The 24152-nt window shown below is 65.8% G+C and carries 26 protein-coding genes and 1 tRNA gene; 7 read left to right on the top strand and 20 right to left on the bottom strand.

Annotation, left to right across the window (positions count from 1 at the left end; genetic code table 11):
- Positions 1-3: 3 nt before the first annotated feature.
- Together ACQP0C_RS38950 and ACQP0C_RS38955 are read right to left on the bottom strand one after the other, a co-directional pair.
- A complete protein-coding gene (locus ACQP0C_RS38950) occupies positions 4-642 on the bottom strand; it encodes a TetR/AcrR family transcriptional regulator (protein WP_433728433.1) in 639 nt (212 codons plus the stop codon).
- 143 nt (positions 643-785) lie between these two features.
- Positions 786-1952, bottom strand: coding sequence for a pyridoxal phosphate-dependent aminotransferase (locus ACQP0C_RS38955; protein WP_433728436.1), 1167 nt, complete (start codon positions 1950-1952; stop codon positions 786-788).
- 132 nt (positions 1953-2084) lie between these two features.
- Between ACQP0C_RS38955 and ACQP0C_RS38960 the strand changes: the two genes are divergently transcribed.
- A complete protein-coding gene (locus tag ACQP0C_RS38960) occupies positions 2085-3068 on the top strand; it encodes a M23 family metallopeptidase (RefSeq protein WP_433728438.1) in 984 nt (327 codons plus the stop codon).
- A gap of 131 nt (positions 3069-3199) precedes the next feature.
- Here the strand turns inward: ACQP0C_RS38960 and purD are convergent, their stop codons facing one another.
- Positions 3200-4471, bottom strand: a complete 1272-nt coding sequence (gene purD, locus ACQP0C_RS38965; protein ID WP_433728441.1) for a phosphoribosylamine--glycine ligase — start codon at positions 4469-4471, stop codon at positions 3200-3202.
- A 239-nt stretch (positions 4472-4710) separates the two neighbouring features.
- Between purD and ACQP0C_RS38970 the strand changes: the two genes are divergently transcribed.
- The gene (locus ACQP0C_RS38970; RefSeq protein WP_354959645.1) at positions 4711-5085 is read left to right on the top strand and encodes a PH domain-containing protein; all 375 of its coding nucleotides are present in this window, start codon (positions 4711-4713) and stop codon (positions 5083-5085) included.
- A gap of 158 nt (positions 5086-5243) precedes the next feature.
- On the opposite strand, the gene ACQP0C_RS38975 is transcribed toward ACQP0C_RS38970, so the two are convergent.
- Positions 5244-5600 (bottom strand): hypothetical protein, encoded by a 357-nt coding sequence (locus ACQP0C_RS38975; RefSeq protein WP_433728443.1) that lies wholly within the window; start codon positions 5598-5600, stop codon positions 5244-5246.
- Between ACQP0C_RS38975 and ACQP0C_RS38980 the strand changes: the two genes are divergently transcribed.
- Complete coding sequence (locus tag ACQP0C_RS38980) at positions 5599-6024, top strand: HIT family protein (RefSeq protein ID WP_433681274.1); 426 nt, start codon at positions 5599-5601, stop codon at positions 6022-6024. The two genes, ACQP0C_RS38975 and ACQP0C_RS38980, sit on opposite strands and share 2 nt — an antisense overlap.
- 36 nt (positions 6025-6060) lie before the next feature.
- Here the strand turns inward: ACQP0C_RS38980 and cutA are convergent, their stop codons facing one another.
- The 4 genes from cutA to ACQP0C_RS39000 all read right to left on the bottom strand — a co-directional run bounded on the left by cutA (position 6061) and on the right by ACQP0C_RS39000 (position 7883).
- A complete protein-coding gene (gene cutA, locus ACQP0C_RS38985; protein WP_433728445.1) occupies positions 6061-6393 on the bottom strand; it encodes a divalent-cation tolerance protein CutA in 333 nt (110 codons plus the stop codon).
- A gap of 85 nt (positions 6394-6478) precedes the next feature.
- Positions 6479-6550: transfer RNA gene (locus tag ACQP0C_RS38990), tRNA-Thr, on the bottom strand.
- 127 nt (positions 6551-6677) lie between these two features.
- Positions 6678-6920, bottom strand: a complete 243-nt coding sequence (locus tag ACQP0C_RS38995; protein WP_011207082.1) for an MbtH family protein — start codon at positions 6918-6920, stop codon at positions 6678-6680.
- Between the two features lie 129 nt (positions 6921-7049).
- Positions 7050-7883: an alpha/beta fold hydrolase gene (locus ACQP0C_RS39000; RefSeq protein WP_433734781.1), complete on the bottom strand. Its 834-nt coding sequence runs from the start codon at positions 7881-7883 to the stop codon at positions 7050-7052.
- Between the two features lie 188 nt (positions 7884-8071).
- Here ACQP0C_RS39000 and ACQP0C_RS39005 point away from each other — a divergent pair, with 188 nt between their 5' ends.
- The 4 genes from ACQP0C_RS39005 (at position 8072) to ACQP0C_RS39020 (ending at position 12236) form a co-directional block, all read left to right on the top strand.
- Positions 8072-8242 (top strand): hypothetical protein, encoded by a 171-nt coding sequence (locus ACQP0C_RS39005; protein WP_169338030.1) that lies wholly within the window; start codon positions 8072-8074, stop codon positions 8240-8242.
- 86 nt (positions 8243-8328) lie between these two features.
- Positions 8329-9906, top strand: a complete 1578-nt coding sequence (locus ACQP0C_RS39010; RefSeq protein ID WP_433734782.1) for an alpha,alpha-trehalose-phosphate synthase (UDP-forming) — start codon at positions 8329-8331, stop codon at positions 9904-9906.
- A 102-nt stretch (positions 9907-10008) separates the two neighbouring features.
- Entirely contained in the window at positions 10009-10743 is a 735-nt protein-coding gene (locus tag ACQP0C_RS39015; RefSeq protein ID WP_354959639.1) for a response regulator transcription factor, read from the top strand.
- Positions 10740-12236 (top strand): sensor histidine kinase, encoded by a 1497-nt coding sequence (locus ACQP0C_RS39020; RefSeq protein ID WP_433728448.1) that lies wholly within the window; start codon positions 10740-10742, stop codon positions 12234-12236. The genes ACQP0C_RS39015 and ACQP0C_RS39020 overlap by 4 nt, the downstream gene beginning before the upstream one ends.
- An 88-nt stretch (positions 12237-12324) precedes the next feature.
- Here the strand turns inward: ACQP0C_RS39020 and ACQP0C_RS39025 are convergent, their stop codons facing one another.
- The 12 genes from ACQP0C_RS39025 to ACQP0C_RS39080 all read right to left on the bottom strand — a co-directional run bounded on the left by ACQP0C_RS39025 (position 12325) and on the right by ACQP0C_RS39080 (position 24108).
- Entirely contained in the window at positions 12325-12864 is a 540-nt protein-coding gene (locus ACQP0C_RS39025) for a h domain protein (RefSeq protein ID WP_433728451.1), read from the bottom strand.
- Entirely contained in the window at positions 12861-13649 is a 789-nt protein-coding gene (locus ACQP0C_RS39030; protein ID WP_433728453.1) for a hypothetical protein, read from the bottom strand. The genes ACQP0C_RS39025 and ACQP0C_RS39030 overlap by 4 nt, the downstream gene beginning before the upstream one ends.
- 73 nt (positions 13650-13722) lie before the next feature.
- Positions 13723-15132: an MCE family protein gene (locus ACQP0C_RS39035; protein ID WP_433728455.1), complete on the bottom strand. Its 1410-nt coding sequence runs from the start codon at positions 15130-15132 to the stop codon at positions 13723-13725.
- Positions 15129-16364, bottom strand: coding sequence for an MCE family protein (locus ACQP0C_RS39040; RefSeq protein ID WP_433734783.1), 1236 nt, complete (start codon positions 16362-16364; stop codon positions 15129-15131). Before ACQP0C_RS39040 ends, ACQP0C_RS39035 begins: the two co-directional genes overlap by 4 nt.
- On the bottom strand, positions 16364-17635 hold the full coding sequence (locus tag ACQP0C_RS39045) for an MCE family protein (protein WP_433728458.1): 1272 nt from the start codon (positions 17633-17635) through the stop codon (positions 16364-16366). The genes ACQP0C_RS39040 and ACQP0C_RS39045 overlap by 1 nt, the downstream gene beginning before the upstream one ends.
- Positions 17632-18699 carry an MCE family protein gene (locus tag ACQP0C_RS39050; RefSeq protein WP_433728460.1) on the bottom strand — a complete coding sequence of 356 codons (1068 nt, stop codon included), beginning with the start codon at positions 18697-18699 and terminating at the stop codon, positions 17632-17634. Before ACQP0C_RS39050 ends, ACQP0C_RS39045 begins: the two co-directional genes overlap by 4 nt.
- Positions 18696-19727 (bottom strand): MCE family protein, encoded by a 1032-nt coding sequence (locus ACQP0C_RS39055; RefSeq protein ID WP_433728462.1) that lies wholly within the window; start codon positions 19725-19727, stop codon positions 18696-18698. Before ACQP0C_RS39055 ends, ACQP0C_RS39050 begins: the two co-directional genes overlap by 4 nt.
- A complete protein-coding gene (locus ACQP0C_RS39060; protein ID WP_433728464.1) occupies positions 19724-20935 on the bottom strand; it encodes an MCE family protein in 1212 nt (403 codons plus the stop codon). The genes ACQP0C_RS39055 and ACQP0C_RS39060 overlap by 4 nt, the downstream gene beginning before the upstream one ends.
- A 6-nt stretch (positions 20936-20941) precedes the next feature.
- Positions 20942-21793 (bottom strand): MlaE family ABC transporter permease, encoded by an 852-nt coding sequence (locus ACQP0C_RS39065; RefSeq protein WP_433728466.1) that lies wholly within the window; start codon positions 21791-21793, stop codon positions 20942-20944.
- 4 nt (positions 21794-21797) lie between these two features.
- On the bottom strand, positions 21798-22562 hold the full coding sequence (locus tag ACQP0C_RS39070) for an MlaE family ABC transporter permease (protein ID WP_433681287.1): 765 nt from the start codon (positions 22560-22562) through the stop codon (positions 21798-21800).
- A gap of 319 nt (positions 22563-22881) precedes the next feature.
- On the bottom strand, positions 22882-23799 hold the full coding sequence (locus ACQP0C_RS39075; protein ID WP_433728468.1) for a 3-oxoacyl-ACP reductase: 918 nt from the start codon (positions 23797-23799) through the stop codon (positions 22882-22884).
- 120 nt (positions 23800-23919) lie between these two features.
- On the bottom strand, positions 23920-24108 hold the full coding sequence (locus ACQP0C_RS39080) for a ferredoxin (RefSeq protein WP_354959653.1): 189 nt from the start codon (positions 24106-24108) through the stop codon (positions 23920-23922).
- Positions 24109-24152: the final 44 nt, after the last annotated feature.

The raw sequence follows: 24152 nt of genomic DNA on the forward strand, positions 1-24152 counted from the left end.
TGGCTAGTCTAGTGACCTGAACCTGTCGACCTGCTGCGGCGTCGCGGGCGCGACGATATCGATGACCTCCAGCAACGCACCGCGCGCCATTCGCCTTGGCTCCGGGTCCATTTCGCTCAGCGCCGCGACCACGGCCCCGTCGACCACCGCGACCATCCTGCGCAACTGCTCCGAGCGGACCGCCCGATCGGAGCGGCGCAGCACATCGGCGAGCAATTCGTCGAGTTGCGCCCTCAGTCGTAGCTGGACTTCCCGCAGTTCCGGGTGCCGCGCCGAGGCCACCGAACGCTCGTAGCGCGCGATCAGCTGTCCGCGCACGCCCTCGTCGTGGCCGTCCGGCCCCACCAGTAGGTCCAGCACCAGATCGACGGTCGCCTCGGCACCGCGGCGGCGATGACTCACCTCGCCGACCCGGCGGCGCATCGCGTCCAGTTCCGCATTGCCGCTGAACTCGACCGCGCGTGCGATCAGATCATCGAGCGATTCGAAGTAGTACGTCGTCGACGCCAGCGGAAGGTCGGCGCGCGTCGCGACCGAGCGATGCCGCACCGCATCGAATCCGCCTTCGAGTAGCAACTCTGCGGCGGCCGCTACCAAAGCCTGGCGACGCCGTTCGCCCTTCGGGGTCGTCGCGGTTATCACCGTGCCATCGTGCCAGTCGTCATCAGTTCATCCGTGCGAAATCAGAGAGAGGAAACCAGAGAGTGAAAACCCAGCATCGTTGTTCTACCGTATCTGCGCCTGCTAGGTGAGCAACTATGCAAACTCGTTGGCGGACAGCGTGATCAACCACGCAGATAGTGACCGAGCCGAACGAGTGCGGCCTCGATATCCGCGGTGGCACCGGCGAAGGAGAAGCGCACGGTCCGGTGTCCGGCCACGGTGTCGAAGTCGACGCCGGGCGCCAGCGCGACGCCGGTGTGGTCGAGCACCTCGGCACACCATGTGCGCGAATCGTCGGTGAGATGGCCGATATCGGCGTAGGCGTAGAAGGCGCCGTCGGCCGGAGCCAGGTCGGTGATGCCCAGTCTCGGCAGGCCATCGAGCAGCAGTTGCCGATTGACGGCATAGCGGCGGACATGGCCGTCGAGTTCTTCCTTGGCCTCGGCGCCGAACGCGTACAGCGCCGCGTACTGCGAGACCGCGGGCGGACATACGGTCATATTGGACGCGAGCCGTTGCAGCGCGGGCCGCAATCCGCTCGGCGCCAGCATCCAGCCGAGGCGCCAGCCGGTCATCGAGAAGTATTTGGAGACCGATCCGATGACCACCGAAGTACGCGAGGTCTCCCAGGCCGATGAGGTCCGCCCCACGCTGACGCCCTGGTAGGTGATGCCGTGATAGATCTCATCGGAGATCAGCAGGGTGTTGTGCGCATCGCACCAGCGGGCCAGCGCGGCGAGTTCATCCGGATCGATCATGGTGCCGGTCGGATTGGCCGGGCTGGCCACGATCAGCCCCGCCGGCGGCTCCGGCAACGCCTCGAGCATGGCCACGGTGGGCTGGAATCGGGTTTCGGCACCGCAATCGAGTTCGATGACGCGGCAGCCGAGCGCGGCCAAGGTGTTGCGGTAGGCCGGATATCCCGGACGGGCCACCACGACGGTATCCCCGGCGTCGAATGCGGCCAGGAAGATCAGCGTGAACGCGCCGGAGGATCCGGTCGTCACCACGACATCGTCGGGTTCGACGTCGTATCCGTAGGTATCGCGGTGGTGTTCGGCGATTGCCTCGCGCAGCGGGAGAATGCCGAAAGTCTCTGTGTAACCGAGCAATTCGGATTCGATCGCCAGCTTCGTCGCGCGCAGCACCGGGGCGGGCGCCGGCGTGGACGGCTGCCCGGCCGCCAGCACCAGCACGTCGCCATGGGTCCTGGCACGTTCCGCGGCAGCCTTCCAGACATCCATCACGTAGAAAGGTGGAATGGTCGACCGGCGAGATTCTCTGGACACCCGACGTACGGTAGACGGTCCCGTATCTCGCCGGTTCGCCGATCCTCGGGTTTTGTGCTATTGCGGAGAAATGCGACCGGCCGCGCGGTTCGGCAGGTGCCGACCGCGTCGCGCGGGTTATGGTCAGCGCTAATGCTCGACAAGGCGCGCCGTGCGCGGCTGGATCGAATACCAGGGGTGGGTGGCATCGGTGTCATACCGCCCGATTGGCGTGCCCCTCTGCGGGAACGGCGCGATTGCGAACTGCGCGCGCTGCCGGGACGGGCACGCGAGGTCCTCGGTGAATGCAAAGAAGGTCTGCGCTGGCTACGCCGACAACCGGCACCGGACCTGCGCGCGCTATGGGCGGCACGGCCCGAGCCGGACTATCGCGCACTCCTGCGCAAACATCGGATCCTGATCGCCGGGGTCACCGCCACCGCCATCTTCGCCGCGGCCGATTCCTCGTTCGCCCGGGTCGTCACCGATCGCACACCAGGCCCGGATGAGGCGCAGCGCGTCGCCTTCGCCTATCCGCAGCAGATGCAGTCCACGCCGCCGTCGGTGAAGCGCTATCTGAACGCCATCGCCAATGGCGAACGCATCCGCGAGCAGGAGGTGGTCGCGGCCGCGGCCCGCGCCACCCTGGACCGCGCCAAGGCCGAGGCCGCGGCGGCGGTCTCCGGGGAGTACCAGCCGTGGATGGCGGGCAGCGCGCCGGCCACCGCGGGCTCGGTGCTGCCCGGTCTCACCGGCATGGTGCTGCCGACGCGCGGCGTCTTCACCTCGGGTTTCGGTTCACGCTGGGGCACCTTCCACAACGGCATCGATATCGCGGGCCCGATCGGCACCCCGATCTACGCCGTCGCCAGTGGCACCGTCATCGATGCGGGCCCCGCGCAGGGCTTCGGGCTCTGGGTGCGCATCCGCCACGATGACGGCAGCATCACCGTCTACGGACATATGTACGACTTCTTCGTATCCGTCGGCGAACGCGTGCCTGCGGGTATGCAGATCGCCCGCATGGGCAACCGCGGCGATTCCACGGGTCCGCATCTGCATTTCGAGGTCATCGTCAACGAGCAGCATGTGGACCCGCAGCAGTGGTTGGCAGCACACGGTCTCAGCTTCAGCTGAGCCCGAAAAGCGTCGACTGGATCAAGAGAGACAGCGCGATGCGACGACTACGGAGCGAGTCCTACGAGCGACCGTTCGCGGCCCGTCTCGCATCCGAGTGGTCGAAGCGCATGCGCCGTAGGCGCGGCAAATCAAACACTGATCCGGTCCTCGACGGCGGCCAGGCCGATGTCGGTGCGGAAGTGGCTGCCCGGCAGTTTGATCGAGGCGATCCGGTCGTAGGCATTGGCGCGGGCCTCGGCCAGATCCGCGCCGGTGCCGACGATGCTGAGCACTCGACCGCCCGCCGAGACCAGGGCGCCGTCCTCGCGCAGTGCGGTGCCCGCGTGCAGCACCGCGGACGTGTCGTCGGCGGTGCCCTCGCCCGCTCCGGTGATCACATCGCCGACGCGGGGCCGACCCGGGTAGTTCTCGGCGGCGATCACAACCGTGACGGCCGCACCGTCGCGCCAACGCGGTGCGGCGACCTCGGCCAGGGTGCCGGTGGCAGTGGCGTTCAGCAATGCGCCGAGCGGACTTTCCAGCAGTGCGAGCACGGCCTGGGTCTCCGGATCGCCGAAGCGGCAATTGAATTCGACGACGGCGGGTCCGGCCGCACCGATCGCCAGACCCGCATAGAGCAGACCGGAGAAGCCACAGCCCCGCCGCACCAATTCCGCGGCGACCGGCTTGACGACATCCTCGACGATGGCGGTGACCGTCGCCTCGGGCAACCACGGCAGCGGCGTGTACGCGCCCATACCGCCGGTATTCGGCCCGGTATCGCCGTCACCGACGCGCTTGTGATCCTGGGCGGGCAGCAGCGGCACCACCGTTTCGCCGTCCACCAGGCAGAACAGCGACACCTCCGGACCGTCCAGGAAGGATTCCAACAGCACCGGATGGCCCTGCTCGAGCAGTTCGGCACCGTGATCGCGGGCCGCGTGCCGGTCGGCGGTGACCACCACACCCTTGCCCGCGGCGAGCCCGTCGTCCTTGACCACCCAGGTGGGACCGAAGCGGTCGAGTGCGGCGTCGAGTTCGGCCGGATTGTCCACGATCTCACTGTGCGCGGTGCGGACCCCGGCGGCGGTCATCACGTCCTTGGCGAAGGCCTTCGAACCCTCGATGCGGGCGGCCGCGGCCGACGGGCCGAAACAGGCGATGCCCGCGGCCCGCACCGCGTCGGCGACGCCGAGGACCAGCGGCACCTCGGGTCCGATCACCACCAGCTCCGCGTCCAGCTCGGTGGCCAGGGCGACCACCGCCTCGGCCGAGCAGGGATCGACCGGCCTGACCTGCGCGTGCTGGGCGATCCCGGCATTGCCCGGCGCGGCGAACAGCGCGGTCACCGCAGGGTCCCGGCGCAGGGCCAGGACGAGGGCATGTTCACGGGCTCCGGAACCGATGACGAGTACGCGCACGGGCAATAGCTTAGGTTGTCGCCAACCATGGCTTTCCCGCCTCCCCGGAACTTTTGCCGGTCGTTGGATACGTCGTAACTTCGGCCGCGCGTCCCGGCTCATTCTCGGGAGTGCCCGGGCAGTTACCGAGGTGTTCACGAAATCAGTCGTCACGTTAACGGGTATCAGTGGGTGTCGGGTGGATCATTGATGAGAGGGGGCGCACCAGCCGACTCCACCGCGCAAAGGACGTGCTGACGATGGGTCTGATCGATGGACTGATGGGCAATGCCGGGCGGATCGATCCCGGCAGGGCGCAAGAGGAATATGCGAGGCTGATGGGCAACGCCGAACAGGTCTATGCCGCGTATCTGCTTGTCCGCGACGCGATTCTGTTCACCAACCGCCGTCTCATCCTGGTCGACAAGCAGGGTGTCACCGGCCGCAAGGTCAGCTACCACAGCATTCCCTACCGGGCGATCACGCACTTCTCGGTGGAAACCGCTGGCACCTTCGACCTCGATGCCGAACTCTGCATCTGGATCTCCGGTACGCACGAACCGGTGCAGAAGCGGTTCAACCGCCAGGTCGACATCTACGAGGTGCAGAGCATTCTGTCGCACTACGTCGCCTGACCTGCCGACGCGAAGGTCCTGGGCCGATACGGTCATTCGGGTCACCACCGGCCGCACCCGGGCAGCAGCAGCTCGAGGAATTGCCGGGCTGCCCTGGTGCAGGCGCTCGCGCACACACCGGGTGACCTCGAGCGCATCGGCGAAGAGCCGGTCGGAGCTCACCTCCCCCTGGGCATCGCGTCCGAAAGTCTTTCCCGCGCCGCGCATATCCAGCGCGCAATCGTGAAATGCCGCTCCCAGGTCCGGGTTCGGTTGGCGAAGTAGGTGTTCGTCGCGCCGGGGCCGCCGCGCAGTTCCAGCAGCACCGGGTCGGCCAGGTCCTCGCCGCGGATTTCGATCCACTGCTCGATGCCGCCGATGGTGACGAAGCCGGATTCGGCGATGCCGTTCGGGGTGTCGATCCGCAGCGCGTGCGCGTTGGCGCGGCGACGCAGCTGGCGGTGGGCGAGCAGACCCGCGGGTGCGGCGGAGACCGCGTCAACACCGAACAGCGACCCGAGTAGCCTCCGGTGCATGCCTTCCGTTTTCAGCGCGATCATCGCGGGCCAGCTGCCGGGTCGATTCGTCTGGGAGGATGACGAATTCGTCGCATTCCTCACCATCGCCCCGGTCACCCAGGGCCACACCCTCGTGGTTCCCCGCAAGGAAATCGACCAGTGGCAGGACATCGACCCCGACACCTTCGCCCGCCTCAATGGTGTCGCGCAGAAGATCGGTCAGGCCGTTCGCGAGGCCTGGGACGCCCCGCGCGCGGGCCTGCTCATCGCCGGTCTCGAAGTCCCCCACCTGCACGTCCACGTCTTCCCGGCCTTCACCATGGGCAACTTCGACATCTCCGGCGCGCAACACAACCCCACCCCGGAATCCCTCGACGAGGCCCAGGCCAAGATCAAAAAAGCGCTCCGCGAACTCGGCTACGGAGCCAACGTCCCCGACTGAGCGCAGTCGAACCCAAACAGCCCGTCGACCGCGGCCCTATTCCGGTGCGGCAGTTGCCCGTTCGACCCACTCGGCATAGCTGTCGACGCACCAGTCGACCGGGGTCGCCGTGACTTCCGGGCTGTCCCACGGATGCAACTCGCGCACTCGGGCGGCGAGACGGTCGCGCGCCGTCACCGACGTCTTGAAGCTCACGCGCCATTCCTGGCCCTCGCCAAGCTTGCCGAGATGCCAGAACACGGACAGGGCCGGGCCGGTGACCTCGGCGCCCGCGGCGAGTCGTTCCTCGACCACCGCCCTCGCGATGGCTCTCGCGTCGTCCTCGGTCGGGGTCGTGGAGGTAACCGACCACACTCTCGCCACTGCCATCCGGCCACAGTAGGCGGCCTTCGATGCGCGGCGTGAAGTCCGAGCTACGGAAACGGGCGCGCCGTCAACGGCGCGCCCGTATCGGAGCCCCCTGTCAGGATTGAACTGACGACCTTTCGCTTACAAGGCGAGTGCTCTACCACTGAGCTAAGGAGGCGGACGGTATCTGACTCACAAAACGGTGCCAATCATAAACCGGGCACGCCAGCTGCGTGACACCGGCTTGCGGTGTCACGCAGTGACGGTTCAGCATTCGGCCCCGGCGCAGTATCGAATACTGCGGATCAGGATTGGGCGCCCTGCCGGGCCGCGTCATCGGCGGCCATCGCGTCACGCAGGCTCTTCGGACGCATGTCGGTCCAGTTCTTCTCGACGTACTCGACGCACGCGGCGCGGCTGTCCTCACCGAAAACGACTCGCCATCCGGCCGGAACCTCCGCAAAGGCGGGCCACAGCGAATGCTGTTCCTCATCGTTGACCAGAACGAAGAAGCGGCCGTCTTCGTCATCGAAGGGGTTGGTGCTCATTTCACCTCACTGGATACTGGCGCGTGTACGGGATAACCCTTGGCGCATCCAAGCGCTGTTAGAGCGCCGGAAGCTCCTAGAGCGTTGTGTCGACCCTAGCAAGGCAGACGTTACGCGTAGGCGGTTACCTCAGGCCGCGAAAAAATCGAGCAGGATCTTGTTCACGGCTTCCGGACGCTCGAGATAACCATAGTGCCCCGCGTCAGGAACTTCCAGGTAGCGCGCACCGGGAATGGCCTCGGCAACCTCCCTGGACAGATAGGGCGGAATCATTCGATCATCGGCGAAACCTACGGCCAGGCACGGCACCTTGATGCCGCGGTAGGCCTGCACCCGGTCGAAATCGTGGTCCATCCGGCGCTGTGCGCGGATACCCGGCGTCACCGGACCGCCGGTGAATTCGAACAGGTCCAGCCAGTCGCGGGCGGCGTTCGGATCGGCCATGGTCGCTGGCGACATATTCATTACCGCGGTCACCGCGGCCTCGTACTTCGCGGGCAACTGAACCCCGCTGGCGTCGAGTTCGTGCTCACCGAGCGAAAGCGTCTTCTGGAACTGGTCGAGACGGCCGTGCGCGGCCATGAATACCGCCTTGCGCACCAGCTCCGGACGCGCCAGTGCGAGTTCCTGGGCCACCCGCGCGCCCATCGAGGTGCCGACCACCAGCGCGGGGCCCTCGTCGAGCAGTTCGATGAGTCCGGCGGTATCGCCGACCAACTGCTCGAGTGTCATGCCAGCGGCCGCCTCGAAGGACGGTTTGATGCCGCGGTTGTCGAAGGTGCAGACCCGATATCCGGCCTTGACCAGCGCCGGAACCTGATGCAGCTCCCAGACCCGGCCCGGGCTGCCGGTACCCATGATCATGACGACGAGCGGCCCAGCGCCCCGCACCTCCGTGCCTGCGGCCCGGTCGCCCTTGACCTGGTAGTTGAGCGAAATTCCGTTCACCGTGGCCAGCGGCATATCGTCCCTTTCGTGGAGTTGGTGCTGCGCGTCCACGGTAGTAGGGCCCGATTTCCGCCGCGCGGGCGACGGGTGCGAGCGCGGACGTGTCCTAGGTCACCGGCATCCGGGTGCGGCGCACTGGTGCCGGGTCCGGATAACATTGACTATTCGCACGTACGAGCGTACTGAGCCGGGAGGACAAGAAGATGGCCGCGAAGAGCAGCGCGAACGACATCGCGGACGACGATCTGGAACCACTCGCCGACGAGACCGCGCGTCAGGCGCAGCGCGTTGTCGCGGCCTACGCGGAGGACGCCGACGAATGCCGGATGCTGCTGTCGATGCTCGGCATAGGACCCAACTCACGGGGCGAGTAGCCACGACGCGACGTCAATGAAGCCGTCGACTATCCGATAACTTCAAGCGGGAACAGCGACGCGCAAAGGATGCGTGAGTGGACCAGATGACCCAACAGCCGTCCGACGACTCCGAACTCGCCATTCCAGAGCCACCATCCGAACCCGACACCACGGTGGTCCCCTCGCCGGTCGCCGAAGCGAACGGGGCGGGCTCCGGCTTCGTCGTCGTCGCCAATCGGCTCCCGGTCGACCTCGAGCGGCTACCCGACGGCTCCTCCCGATGGAAGCGCAGCCCGGGCGGTCTGGTCACCGCGCTGGAGCCGGTGCTCCGCAATAACAAGGGGGCCTGGGTCGGCTGGGCCGGTGTTCCGGATGTGGATATCGACCCGATCATCGAGGACGGCCTGGAACTGCATCCGGTGCCGCTGTCGGCGACCGAGGTCGCCGACTACTACGAGGGCTTCTCCAACGGCACGCTGTGGCCGCTGTACCACGATGTGATCGTGCGCCCGGTCTACGACCGCGCGTGGTGGGCCGCCTACGTCACCGTGAACCGGCGCTTCGCCGAGGCTACGGCGAAGGTGGCCGCCGAGGGCGCCACCGTCTGGGTGCAGGACTATCAGCTGCAGCTGGTGCCGAAGATGCTGCGAATGCTGCGGCCCGATCTCACCATCGGATTCTTCCTGCACATTCCGTTCCCGCCGGTCGAACTGTTCATGCAGATGCCGTGGCGGACCGAGATCATCGAGGGCCTGCTCGGCGCCGACCTGATCGGCTTCCATCTGCCCGGCGGCGCGCAGAACTTCCTCTACCTGGCGCGCCGGCTGGCCGGACAGCCCACCTCGCGCGGTACCGTCGGCGTGCGCTCCAAACTCGGCGTCGTGCAGGTCGGCTTCCGGACCGTTCGGGTCGGCGCATTCCCGATCTCCATCGCATCGGCCGAACTCGACGAGCATTCGCGCCGCCGATCGGTGCGCGAGCGCGCCGCGAAGATCCGTGCCGAACTCGGCAATCCGAAGAATATTCTGCTCGGCGTCGACCGCCTGGACTACACCAAGGGCATCGATATCCGCCTCGCCGCGCTGGAGGAACTGCTGCTGGAGGGCAGGCTGGATCCGGCCGACACCGTCATGGTGCAGTTGGCCACCCCGAGCCGCGAGCGGGTGGACAGCTATATCCAGATGCGCGGCGATATCGAGCGTCAGGTCGGCCGGATCAATGGCGAATTCGCCAGGGTCGGCTATCCGGTCGTGCACTATCTGCACCGCCCGATCCCCCGCGACGAACTCATCGCCTTCTTCGTGGCCGCCGACGTCATGCTGGTGACGCCGCTGCGCGATGGCATGAATCTGGTCGCCAAGGAGTACGTGGCCTGTCACAGCGGCCTCAACGGCGCCCTGGTGCTGAGCGAATTCACCGGCGCCGCAGCGGAATTGCGACAGGCCTACCTGTGCAATCCACACGACCTCAACAGCGTCAAGGACGCCGTGGTCTCCGCGCTGGAGGACGATCGCGACACCCGCCGCCGCCGGATGCGCTCGCTGCGCCGCCAGGTGCTCGCCCACGATGTGGACCGCTGGGCGCGGGCATTTCTGGAAGCACTCGCTCAGGACCAGGTCGCGGGCAGCGCCCTGCTCACCGACGACGATGTGTACCCGGAAGAGCGCGCGCCCCGACGCTGACCCGGCCACGACGGAGCGAGTTTCGCACCGCACCCGAGCGCTCACAGGAATCACCCAGCCAAGGTCCAGGCAGTTCCCAGTCGATTGCCGCAGTATGAAGCAATGAGTGGTGTGCCTGCGGAGACCACGCCCGAGGCTCGGGTGCTGGTGGTGGACGACGAGCCGATGATCGTGGAGCTCCTGTCGGTGAGTCTGCGCTATCAGGGGTTCGCGGTGGATACCGCCGTCGACGGAGCACAGGCCTTGGACAAGGCGCGCAGTTTCCGGCCGCAGGCGCTGATCGTCGATGTGATGATGCCGGGCATGGACGGCTTCGGGCTGCTGCGCCGCCTGCGCGCCGACGGCATCGACGCGCCGGTGCTGTTCCTCACCGCCCGCGATGACGTACAGGACAAGGTCGCCGGACTCACCCTCGGCGCCGACGACTACATCACCAAACCGTTCAGCCTCGAGGAAGTGGTGGCCCGGCTGCGAGTCGTGCTGCGCCGCTTCGGTCATACCGCCCCGCAGCGCGAGAGTTCGCGAATTCGGTTCGAGGACATCGAACTCGACGACGACACCCACGAGGTGTGGAAGGCGGGCGAGCCGGTCGCGTTGTCCCCCACCGAATTCACCCTGCTGCGGTATTTCATGGTCAACGCCGGCACGGTGCTGAGCAAGCCGCGCATCCTGGATCATGTGTGGCGCTATGACTTCGGCGGTGAGGTGGGGGTGGTCGAGACCTATGTGTCCTATCTGCGCAAGAAGGTCGACACCGGCGATCAGCGACTGATCCACACCCTGCGTGGCGTCGGCTACGTGATGCGCGCGCCGAATCGCCGCCCGTCCGAGAAATGACCACCGCCCGCATCAATCGGATCCGCCGCACACTGTCACGCGCATCATCGGCGGTACCGCTGCGGGTGACCCTGGTGCTCGCACTCGTACTGCTGTCCGCGCTCGGACTATTGGCCTCCGGCATGGTGGTCACCTCCGCATTGGAGAACTCACTGCTGCATCGCACCGATCAGCAGCTTCGCGATGCGGTCATGGCGTGGTCACGGCCTCGACCGCCGAGCCCGGCGAATCCGCCGCATCCGTCGAGCACCTTCTACGTGCACATCGAACCGACGCCGGGCGGTAACGGCACCGCCTACCTCGAGACCAGGCCGTTCAATGTCGAGGCCGATCCGGAGTTGCCGCGTCTACCCGATGTGCGGCCGACCACCGACCCACCGGGGAGCCGGGTCCTCAGCAAACCGATAACCGTCGGTTCCAAGGACGGCGCGACGGTCAAATGGCGGACCATGACGGCGGTGTCGGCCGATACGACGACAACGGTGGCGATGCCGCTCACCGAGAACATCGACACCGTCAACCGATTGATCATGTTGCAGTTGGTCGTCGGCGCAGCGGTACTCGCCGCGCTGGCCGTGCTCGCCTACTTCGTGATCCGCCGCAGCCTGCGCCGACTGCGCGCCGTCGAGAAGACCGCCGCCGCCATTGCCGCCGGTGATCTGCATCGCCGAGTTCCGGTGCGCGGCACCAATACCGAGGTGGACCGGCTGTCCCAATCGCTCAACGGCATGCTGGCGCAGATCCAGCGGGCCTTCGCCGCGACGGAAGCCTCCGAGGCGGCGGCGCGGCACTCCGAATCGAAGATGCGCCGCTTCGTCGCCGACGCCAGCCACGAACTGCGCACTCCGCTGACCACCATTCGCGGCTTCGCCGAACTGTATCGCCAAGGCGCGACCGCGGATCCGGCGATGTTCATGGACCGGATAGAGCGCGAGTCGCAGCGGATGGGCATACTCGTCGAGGACCTGCTGATGTTGGCGCGCCTGGATGCGCAACGCCCGCTGGAGCAGGACCCTGTCGACCTTCTCGCCGTCGCCAGCGATGCCGTGCACAGCGCCCGTGCGGTCGCGGCAGCAACAGCGCAGCAGGGCCCGCCGCGCCGCATAGAGCTCGAAATCAACCCCGGCGAAGGCACATTGGAAGTCATCGGTGATGCCGCGCGGCTACGCCAGGTGCTGGCGAATCTGCTCAACAACGCCCTCATCCATACACCGCAGGACGCCTCGGTTACGGTGCGGCTGACACCCGCCGAGGACGAGGTCCTGGTCGAGGTCGCCGACACCGGCCAAGGGCTGCCCGCCGACGAGGCCGAACGCATCTTCGAACGCTTCTACCGCACCGACACCTCCCGCACCCGCGGCAGCGGCGGCAGCGGCCTCGGCCTATCGATAGTGCAGGCCCTGGTAACCGCGCATGGCGGTTCGGTCACCGCCGCCAGCACTCCTGGCACGGGCACTACTTTTACCGTGCGCATTCCGCGCTCGGCGCGGTGAGCGAGCAACGTCTCCGACAGCATCTGTCGCGCGTCCCCGGCGAGGCGTGCGTGGCATCGAAGAGATCGCGAAACCAACTGAGCGCGAATCAGATCGGCGTGACCGCCGAGACGAGCCAGTGCCCGCCGTCCTTGTCCAGGCTCACCTTCACCCGGCTGGTGCTGATATTGGCCTGCGGCGCATCCTTGCTCGTGGTCACCTGATTCAGGTACAGCAGCACCACCGCATGCGCGGATTCGGCGGAGACGACACCGGTGGCCTGGGTGGTGGCCTGAACGTTGAGTTCCTTGTCCTTGGCGCCCGGTGCGATGGCCTCCCTGATCAGCTTCAGGTAGTCGTCGCGAAAGCTACCGGTGAGATTGTCCGCCGCCTTGGGCAATTCGGCGTCCACCGTCTTGAAGTTGTAGGTGAACATCGCCTCGACGGTGCGCTGGGCGGCGGGCACCACCTGGGTGCGCGCCTGTTCGCTCTTGCGATCGTTCCAGTACGTGTATCCGGTGACTCCGCAGATCGCCGCCAACGCAACAACGACGAGGGCGACGGCCGACGCCACAACAACTACTCGCCTGCGCCCAGCGATCACCCGACCGCCACCCCGCACCGAATCGCTGCTCGATGCTGCATTCATGCTACGAACTCCACCTGTGAGGCGGTGATCCCGTTATCGCCGCGAGTGACGGTGACCCGGAATCGGTAGAACCGCGTCTGCGGATCCGCCATGCCCGCATTGGTCAGGGTCTGCTTGGCGGCGACCAGCACGCGCGCCGAATCCCCGTCCTCGCTCTCGATGGCGGATTCGATGATCTCGCCGGTGGCCTTCACCTTGGCCTGCTCGACCACGCTCGCGTAGGCATCCTTGCGCTGCGAGTATTCGGCCTTGAGTTCGCCGGAGGCCACCGAGAGGACGCGATCGATATCGGCCTTGGCGGTGTCGTCCTTGATGGTGGTGAGATTGAGGATCGCCTGCTTGGCGGTTTGCGTATAGTCCGCGCGCCGCGCATCGCGCTCGGTGGCGCTATGCAGCTGGTAGGTGAAGAATCCGGTGGACACCACCAGCGCGATCGCGATGAGCGCGGCCGCCGCGGCCCCGGCGACCAGCAACCACCGCGGCGGGCCGGACTTCGGCTCGGCCTCGACGGCATCGGCCACGCTGGGAATCTCCAGTGTGTTCACGGGCTCGGAATCCGCGGCCTCGCTCGCGCTTTCCGTGGACTCGTGCGCACTGTCGGCGACCGGCGCGGTCTTTTCGGCCTCGACCGTCACATCGACCGCGGCCGCCTTGGACAGCTCGACCCGCTCGGGGGCGTCCGCGCCGTCTTCGGCCTCGAGTTCGAGGGTGTCATCCGGCGGCGGGCCCGCCGAACGCACCGCACGTCGTCGGATCCGACCCCTGACCACACTGGATTCACTCATGGCTGCACCTCGCTACGCTCGGCTCCGCCATGAGCGAAGCACGCTGTGTCGATGATTCGCTCGCTGCGCTCACTCATTGTTGCTGCTCCTGAAGCATCGCCTGCCAACTCGACGGTATCGTGCCGGATCCGTCCTTTCCGATATCCCCCTGACGGTACGTGCGTCCGTCCGGTCCCATGAACGTCCCGCTGCCGGGATCCAATGTTGTACTGTGCGCCGCCGGGTGGGTCGAGCCCTGGTCACCGATCGGGTCGCCGGACGGCGTCACCGGCTGCGGCGGGCCGAACGGCGGGTTATTGCCTTCCGGCACATAGCCGACCGGGTCGCGGCACAGCTCCGGTGACGGCGCCCGCTTGCCCGGCACCTCCATACACGGCGTATTGCGGATACCGCGCACCGCTTCCTTGGCGTTCTGCGCCACCTTGCAGTACAGGCCGGGCGGGGTATCCGGGAAGTCGAGCTGAGCCGGTGACCGGCGCTGCTCCGGGGTCAGGAAGCCGGTGGTGCAGCCGGGTGGATCGTTGAGTTCCAGGTGGAAGTCCACGATCGCGCCGTATTCGACCGGTCCGCGGATGACGGTCAAAAAGGCGGCGGTCAGCGGCGGATAGACCACCAGGATCTGTTCCAGACCGGCGTGGTAGGTCACCGCGACCTGACCGATGCTGACCAGGTTCGACAGCAGGATCGGCAGCGTCGGCCGCAGATCCTGGAACAGCGAACTCACCTGCTGCGCGGCACCGGGAGTCTTCTCGATGAGATTGCGCAGCGACGGATCATGGGCGCGCAGTTGGTCGGTGACCGTTGCCAGGTCACGGGTCCAGGACCGGATGGCGGCATCGGACCGGTTCTGCGTGTCCAGCAGCGGGCCGATCTTGTCCAGCAGATCCTTGGTCGGCTCCACATTGGCCTGCGCCTCCTGCACCAGCAGCGATGCGGAGTCGATGAATTTCTGCAGATCCGGTCCGGCGCCGTTGAACGCCGTGAACGCATCGTCGATCACCTGCCGCAGCTTGGTATCGGCGATGCTGGCCAGCAGGCGGTCGGAGCGATCGAGCACCGAACCGATGTCCTCCGGCAGCCTGGTGCGATCCACCGGAACCACCGAACCGTCGGACAGGTTGCCGCCCTTGGGATTCGAGACCGGAACCAGATCGACGTACTGTTCGCCGATGGCCGAGACGCTGCGCACCCACGCGTCGACGTCGGCGGGAATCTTGTAATCGCTATCGATGGACAGCTTCGCGTCCACACCCTCCGGGGTGAGCCGAACCTCTTTCACCTTGCCGACATTCGTGCCGCGGTAGGCGACATTGGCCGTCGGATACAGCCCCCCGGTGGCGAGCAGCTTGACCGTCACCTCATAGCGGCCGATGCCGAACATGGCGGGCAGTCCCACATAGACACCGGCCATCACCACCAGGCCGATCACCGTCAGCACCGAGAAGATGGTCAACTGGATCCGGACGAAGCGCGTCAGTTTCATCGGCCCGCACCTGCCTGTCCGGCGGGCGGAACGGTGAGACCGGGAATCGCGGGCAGACCCGGAATCGGTGGCAGCCCAGGGATGCTCGGCATCGGCGCGGGTGTCGCGGGCGATGGCTGCAGCGGCGCCGTCGCCGGATCGCTATTGCCCTCCGCGGTACCGGCCATCCCACCGAGTGCGCCCTCGACCCCGCCGAACCGACCGCCGAGCGGGGTGCCGGTCAGGAAGTTCGAATCCAGTCGCTTACCCGTGAGATCAACGGTCATGAGCAGGTTCATGTAATCGCCCTTGACCGCGTTGTCGAGATTCTTCATCGGGAACGGGAAGGTGAATATCAGCTTCGTGACCTCGACGAGGCTGTTCCCGGTTCTGGCCAGGGTCTCCAGCACCGGTGCCAGATTCCGCAGATTCGCCTTCAGATCGTCCCCGCCCTGGGTCACGATCCGCTGCACCACATCGCTCAGATCACCAAGGGCGGTAATGGTATTCGTGATGTTCTGGCGGCGATCGGCGAGCACGGTCAGCGCCGGGTGGATCTGCTCGATGGCCGCGGCCACCCGATCCTTCTGCTGGGCCAGCGTGCCCGCGAACCGGTCGAGTCCGCCCAGCGCGTCGATGATGTCCTTGGTCTGGGTGTCCAGCGTGGTGGTCAGCTGGGTCAGCTGGGGCAGCAGGTCCCGGATCGCATCCTGACGGCCGGTGAACGCCGCGTTGAGTTCATGGGTGATGGTTTCGAGCTGGCTGATACCGCCGCCGTTGAGCACCACCGACAGCGAGGACAGTGTCTGCTCGGTGGTCGGATAGACACCGGCTCGGTCCAGTGGGATCACATCGCCGGCCTTCAGCTCACCCTGCGGGGGAATACCTTTCGGCGCGGCGAGTTCGAGGTGATTGCTGCCGAGCAGACTGGTCTGCCCGATCTTGGCGGTCGCGTTGGCCGGCAGCTTCACATCGTGGTTCAGCCTGACGGTGACCAGTGCGTGCCAGCCCTCCACATCGATCTTCGATACCGTGCCGACCGTCACGTCATTGACGCGGACCGGCGAATTCCGGGTCAGCGTGGTGACATTGGGCATCTGGATCTTGACCTCATAGGCGTTCGGATCATTTCCGGCCACACCCGGCAGGGGCAGCGAGTTGAGCCCGTCCCATTGACAGCCACTCACTCCCAGCACGACGGCCACGCCGATCGCCGCACCGGCCAGCCGCATCCCTCGGCGTCGCAATCGCATCATCGCCCTCCTCCCGGAATGGCCAGTCCGGCGATACCGTTCGGCACAGTGACCGGATTCGACTCCGCGACCGGGTCAGCACTGGGCCCGCTCGCGGCCAGACTCGGCGGACTGTAGACCAGCTGGTGCGGGAACGCGGTCTGGTTGGAGACCGGATTGGCCAGCAGCGGCGGGTAATTCATCATGAGCTGCTGGATCACCGGTGCCAGGTACTGCCTGCACAGCGCGGCGCTCTGGTCGGATCCATTGGCCTCGTTCGCCTCGACCGCGCCACAGAGGAAGGCGAACGGATTGGCGAAGTTCGGCGCGACGACCGCGCCGGTGAGACTGCCCTGGGCCGGATCGTAGATCTGATAGAAGTTCACCAGAGACGTCGGCCCGGAATGCAATACCTGCTCGAGCTGGGGCCGCTTATCCGCGAGGTTCTGGGTGACCTCGGCCAGCCGCTGCACCCCCTCGGTCAGCGCGCCGCCGCGCTCGTCGATGAACCGCTTGACATCACCGACGGCGATATCCAGATTGTCCAGCCCGGCGCCGAGATCACCGGAAACATTGGCGAGCACCGACGATACCGAGGCCAGCCGCCCGCCGAATTGCACGATCTGATTGTTGCTCTTGGACAGCACATCCACGAACTGCTGCAGATTGCGGATGGTGCCGAACAGATCGGTGCGCCCGTCCGACAACGTACTCAGCGTGTGCGACAGCTCGCGCAGGGTATCGCGCAACGCCTGCGCGTTGCCATTGCCGAGATTGTCTGCGGCGGTGTTCACGAACCGCCCGAACGATCCCTGCTTGTCATCCCCGACCGGACCGAGCGTCGTTGCCAGCTTGGACAATTCGGTCTTGATGTCATCCCATTCGACCGGAACTGCGGTGTGCTCGATCGGAATCACGCCGCCGTCACCCAACTTCGGCCCGCCGGTGTAGGCGGGCGCCAACTGGATGAACCGTGCCGACACCAGCGACGGCGAAATAAGGACCGCCCTGGCATCGGCGGGAATATCGATACCGCGGTCCAGCGTCATCTCGACCCGAACCTTGTCCTTGCCCGGATCGATCGAATCGATCCGGCCGACCTTGACCCCCAGCACGCGCACGTCGTCACCGGCGTACAAACCGTTCGTGGACGGGAAATACGCGGTGACCGAGGTCTTTCCGATCCGCGACACCAGAGTCCATCCCCCGACGACGACCAGCGCGGCGATGATGACGAGAGCGAGCACCCGCGCCCACCGCGGCGCGGTACGAATGGTGCGTAGGGCGTTCATCGCGGCGGCTCCTGAATCGCAGGCTCGATCGACGGCGGCGCGGGGTCGGTGAGGTAGGCGCGAAAAGAGTCCGGCAGATGCTGCGGCCACACCAGCGCGTCGACCAGCATTTGCAGACTCCGCGTGCTCGCGTTCGAGACATACGCCTGGAAGTACGGACCGCTGCCGACCTGTTCGCCGAGCGCGGCCGCGAACGGACCGAGTCCGTCGAGGGCCTTGGAGAGGTTGTCCTTATTCGACTGCAGCAGTGCCAGCACCGAATTCAGCCGGTCCAGCGTGGGTTTCAGCTGTGCCTCGTTATCGTTGACGAATCCGCTCAGCTGTTGGGCCAGCCCGTTCACGTACACGATCAACTGGCTGAGCGCGCCACGCCGCCGATCCAACTCACCGAGTAGCTCATTGCCGTCGACCAGCAGCGCGTTGATCTGATTGCTGCGATCGGCCAGCACCTTGGTGACGTTCTGGGCCCGCCCGAGCAGATCGGTCAGTGCCTTGTCACGGGCATTCAGGCTGCGCGAGAGCTGGGTGACGCCATCGAGTGCCGACCGCAGTGGGGCCGGGGTATCGGCGAAGGTCGCCGACAGCGCGTCGAGGGTCTTGTTGACCTGATCCATATCCAGGCCCTTGACGGTATTCGACAGATCGCCGAGGGCGTCGGTGAGCGAATAGGGCGAGGTGGTGCGGTCCAGCGGAATCGTGTCGTCCGGTCGGGTCGAGCCGCTGCCCGACGGCGTCACCTCGAGGGACTTGCGGCCGAGCACCGTATTCGTCTTGATGGCGGCGCTCGTTTTATTGCCCAGTACGACCGATTCGTCCAGGGTGAACCGGACGTAGACCTTCGCACCGTCCAACCGCACCTGCTCGACCCGTCCGGAGCGCACCCCGGCGACCTGTACCTGGTCACCGGGCACCAGTCCGCCCGCATCGGCGAAATACGCGGTGTAGGTCGCGCCGGAGCGGATGAACGGCAACCGGTCGACCTGCAGGGCCGACAGGGAGATCGCGGTAGCGACGACAATGCCGATGATGCCGAGGGAGGCGGCGCGTGATCGGGTTTCTTTCATCGGTTCTTCGCACACCTTCCCGTTGTCTGCAAACCGGGCAGGGTGATGTGCAGCGGTTTGCCGTCGGGACCGTCGACCAGGAAGTTCGTGCCGCATACGTACATGTTCAGAAACGATCCATACGCACCGATCCGGACCAGCTTCTTATAGGTATCCGGCAGTCGATCCAGCACCCACTGGATGGTGTCGGATCCGTCGTCGAGGTTGGCGGCGAGGGCGCCGGCCTGCTCGAAGGTGGTCTTCAGATCCGGTCGTGCCTGTTGCAGCAGATCGGTCAGATCCCCCGTCGCGCCCGCGATCCGCGGCAGCGCCGCGCCGATCGGATCCTTATCGGCGGCCAAACCGCTGACCAGGCGCTGCAATTCGTCGAGTGTGGTGCCGAACTGCTGGTCGCGCTCATCGATAGTGGTGAGCACGGTCTTCAGATTCTCGATCACACTGCCGATCAACGCATCTCGGTCGGCCAGGGTCTTACTGAACGATCCGGAGCTGTTCAGCAGCGCGACCAGCGTGCCGCCCTGCCCTTGGAAGACCTGCAGCAGCGCCTCGGTCAGATCGTTCACCTGGGCCGGATCCAAGCCGCGCAGCAGCGGCCGGAAGCCGCCGAGCAGCATATCGAGATCGAGCGCGGGTGCGGTGCGGTCGAGTCCGATGGTGGCGCCCTTCGACATCACCTGAGCGGTACCGGGCCCTTCCATCAGTTCGAGATACCGGTCACCGACCAGGTTTTCGTAGCGGATGGTCGCCTTGGTGCTGGTGTAGAGCCGATACTTGCTATCCACGTCGAAATCGACATGGGCGAGATTGTCCTTGCCGACATGGACCCCGGTCACGGAACCGACCGGTACACCGGCGATGCGCACCTTGGCGCCGTCCAGCATGCCGGACGAGCTGGTGAACACCGCGTGATAGCCGCTCTCCCTGGCGAAGCGCATCTGGCTGAACACCACCACCAGCCCGGCCAGGACCAGCGCCATCACCACGGTGAAGATGGTCAGCTTGATGGTTGTCGCGCGCTGACTGCTCACGGCTGCCCCACCCCCGGCAGTCCGGCGAACAGGATCTGGAACACCTTGGGACCGTTCAGATGTGTCGTCGTCGACGGCGTCCAGACATGCCCCTCGGAGGTATCGGTGACCACGAAGTTCGCGTGGCTGTCGGGCACCCGGTCGACGACGCCGTCGCAGTGCGGCCCGCCCGTGGCGTTGACCTTCGGCAGATCCTGCGGGTACTGGTAGGCATCGGCACCGGGCATGAAACTCGCATTCAGCGGCACCGCCTCGAACCGCCCGCCGAAGATGTCCTCACCGATCGGGAGCACATTGGCCAGGCCGACGACCAGGCAGTACAGCGCGGGCTTGTAGTCGTTGAGCAGCTGGGTGGTCGGGCGCAGCAGATCCAGCGCCGTCACCAGCGGGTGTTCGTTCTCGCGCAGGACCGAGCCGGTGGTGTCGGCCAGTCCGATGAGGTTGGCCAGCATCGCATCGACGTTCTCCTGCTCCTCGACGATCGTCCTGGCCGTCACGGTCGCGTTATCGGTGGTGCGCAGCAGATCCGGCACGGTGTCGGCGTACAGGTTGGTGACGCCGGTCGAGGCGACCAGATCCCGTTGCAGCGCAGGCAGACTCGGGTTGATATCGCGCAGGTAGGCATCGCTGCGGGCGAGCAGATCACCGAGCTTCTCGCCGCGCCCCTGCAGCGCGGTACCCAGCGCCGACAGGGTGGCATTGAGCTTTTCCGGTTCGATCTTCTGCAGCACATCGGTCAAATGCTGGAACAGCGTATTGAATTCGACGGTCACCGACTGGGCCGTGACGGTCGCACCGGGCTTCAGCGAAGTGGACGAGGCTTGTTCCGGCACAATGAAATTGATGTATTTGGCGCCGAATACTGTGGTGGACTTGATATCCACGGCCGCATTGGACGGAACCATTTTCAGCAGTTCGGGATCCATTGCCAACGTGAGCCTGGCGCCATCGCCGGTCTGCTTGATTTTTGCGACCCGGCCGATCTCCACACCGCGAATCTTCACCTTGGCGTCGGGGTCGAGCACCAGACCACTGCGCGGTGCGTCGACCGTGACGGTCACCGTCTTGGTGAACCCGCCGACGAACATGACCATCGCGACGGACACGATCGCGACCAGCGCGAGCACCATGCCGAGCCCGGCCAGCTTCAGCCCCAGCCCGCCGCGCAGTGCCGCGCCGAGGCCGCTTCCCGATTGCTTCGTTGCCATACCGCTCTACCCGGAGAGATGGAAGTTGCCGGAGGTGCCGTAGATGGCCAGCGAGATCAGCAGCGTCACCGTGACCACCGCGACCAATGAGGCCCGCACCGCATTGCCGACCGCGATCCCCACACCGACCGGTCCGCCCGCGGCGTTGTAGCCGTAGTAGGTGTGGATCATCATGACCGCCAAGGCCATGAAGATCGCCTGGGCGAAGGACCAGAGGATGTCGCTGGGGATCAGGAAGGTGGAGAAGTAGTGGTCGTAGACGCCCGCGGACTGCCCGTAGATCACCACGGTGGCAAAGCGACTCGCGATGAACGAGCAGATGACCGCCAGCGCGTACAGCGGCACGATCGCGATCATGCCCGCCAGCACCCGGGTGCCGACCAGATACGGCACCGGCCGGATCGCCATGGACTCCAGCGCGTCGATCTCCTCGGCCACCCGCATGGCGCCGAGCTGCGCGGTCGAACCCGCGCCGATCGTTGCGGCCAAACCGATTCCGGAGATCACCGGCGCCGCGATGCGCACATTGATGAAGGCCGCGAAGAAGCCCGTCAGCGCCTCGACGCCGATATTGCCGAGCGAACTGTAACCCTGCACCGCGATGGTGCCGCCGGTGAACAGCGTGAGAAATCCGACGATGACGACCGTGCCGCCGATCACGGCCAAAGCGCCTGTGCCCATGCTGATCTCGGCGATCAATCGAATCGTCTCGGTCCGATAGTGCAGCAGTGCGCGGGGGATGGCACCGATCGCCTGCGCGTAGAACACCGCTTGTTTACCCACCGAATCGAGCGAGTCCGAAAAACGACGCACTCGCCGCACGGTACGCGGGAACCGGGACTGGATTACGAACGCCATCGCCTCACCGCGCCGAGAACTTGATGCCGACGGCGGTGACCACGACGTTCACCACGAACAGGGCCATAAAGGCGAAGACAACGGTCTGATTCACCGCATCACCGACACTCTTGGGACCACCTTTGACATTCAGGCCGAGATAACAGGCCACCAGTCCGGCGATCAGCCCGAACAAACCGGCCTTCACTTCGGAGATGACCAGCTCGGGCAGATGGGTGAGCAGGGTGATGCCATTGACGAACGCACCGGGATTCACATCCTGCAGCAGCACCGAGAACAGGAAGCCGCCGACGATGCCGATGGTGGACACCAGGCCGTTCAGCAGCAATGCCACGAACATCGAGGCCAGCACCCGCGGCACGACCAGCCGGTGTATCGGATCGATGCCGAGCACGCGCATCGCATCGATCTCCTCGCGGATGGTTCTGGCACCGAGATCCGCGCAGATCGCGGTGGCGCCGGCGCCGGCGACGATCAATACCGTGACAATCGGCCCGACCTGAGTGACCGCGCCGAATGCCGCACCCGCGCCGCTGAGATCGGCGGCGCCGATTTCCCGCAACAGGATGTTGAGCGTGAAGCTCACCAATACGGTGAACGGAATCGCGACCAGCAATGTCGGAATGATCGAAACGCGTGCGATGAACCAGGCCTGATCAATGAACTCGCGCCCTTGGAACGGTCGTCTAATGCTGGCCCGCGCAACGTCGGCAACAAGTTCGAAAAACCCGCCAACAGCACGCAATGGCACGGCAAGGACCTCGTTCATGCGCGATCCTCCTTGCTCATCCTGCTAATACTGCACACCGCACGATGCCCCTCCTCGGCCGCATCGCCGCAACGATTAGAACACGTTCACATTGCCGTAGGAAGCTTTTTCACACTTTCGAACAGCTCTTTTTGCTTGGTTCGGCCTATGAATTTGCAACCTGTATCAATTCAGGATGACCTAACCCTTGTGAGGCGGGGCACACCTTGACTCCCATGTCTACCAACTGCCAGAGGGGTGATCAACAGCTGGTCAGCCGCCCGAGGGCGGCTGCCATCACTAAGCAAACCCGACCAAGCAAGCAACCTGCAAGCACTTGCTAGCGGTCGAGATCGATCAGCGAAGATGCAGAAAACGTACGCCCGGCGGGGCGCTCCGCGAAGTAACCGCCGAGCGTGGCGGCGAGATCAGTGGAATTCCATTGGTCACCGGCCGCATCAAAGCGCTGCTCGACCACCGGTGCGGCCATCAGCGCGACCATCGGCCCATAGACCACGAACAACTGCCCGTTGACCGCATCGGCGGCGGGCGAGGCGAGGAAGGCGACCAACCGGGCGACGTGCTCCGGCGCGAGCGGATCGATACCGCCCTCCGGTGCAGCACTGAAGACCGCCTCGGTCATGGCGGTGCGCGCCCGCGGCGCAATGGCATTGGCGCGGACGCCGAAACGGGACAGCCCGCGCGCGGCGGAGAGCGTCAGTGCGGTGATACCGGCCTTGGCGGCACCGTAGTTGGCCTGCCCCTCCGGGCCGAGCAGTCCGGCCTCGGAGGAGGTGTTGACGAGCCTGCCGTAGATCGGCGCGCCCGCCGCCTTGGACTTGGCCCGCCAGTAGGCGCCCGCATTGCGCGACAACAGGAAATGACCGCGCAGATGGACCGCGATCACCGCGTCGAAGTCCTCATCGGACATGTTGAACAGCATTCGGTCGCGGGTGATGCCCGCATTGTTCACCACAATGTCGACGCCGCCGAACGCCTCTTCGGCGGTGCTGATGAGCGCATCGGCGGTCGCACGTTCGGCAATGCTGCCCGCGACGAACTCCGCCTTGGCGCCGAGCGCCCGGATATCGGCGAGGGTTTCGGCCACCGCATCCGATTCCGACAGATCGTTGACCACCACCGACGCGCCCGCACCCGCCAGGGCGAGCGCCTCGGCCCGTCCCAGTCCCGCGCCGCCACCGGTAACGATGGCTACCCGGCCCGCGAGGCTCACACCGCTGTTGTCTGCATCACTCACGGCTGCACCTCGCTGGCGCTCGGTTCCGCCGTGTGTGATACACGCTGTGATCTGGTTCGTTCGCTCCGCTCACTCACGGGGCCGACTCTAGAACGTGTTCTTGTTTACGGCAAGCACCCGTCACTGCAGCCGGAGGGCCGCTTTCGGACACTGGGCAACCGCGTCGCGGACATCATCGAGCCGATCCTCGGCCACCTCGCCGACCAAGATGTGCAGCTGATCGTCATCATCGAGTTCAAACACGTCGGGGGCGATTCCGACACAGATTCCATTGGCTTCGCACTGGTCCAGATCGACACTGACCTTCATGGCAACTCCTTCACTGATGCTCTAGTCGAAGCCTAACAACACGA

Origin of the sequence: Nocardia sp. CA-129566, from assembly GCF_050956075.1 — a bacterium.
Taxonomy (GTDB): Bacteria; Actinomycetota; Actinomycetes; order Mycobacteriales; family Mycobacteriaceae; genus Nocardia.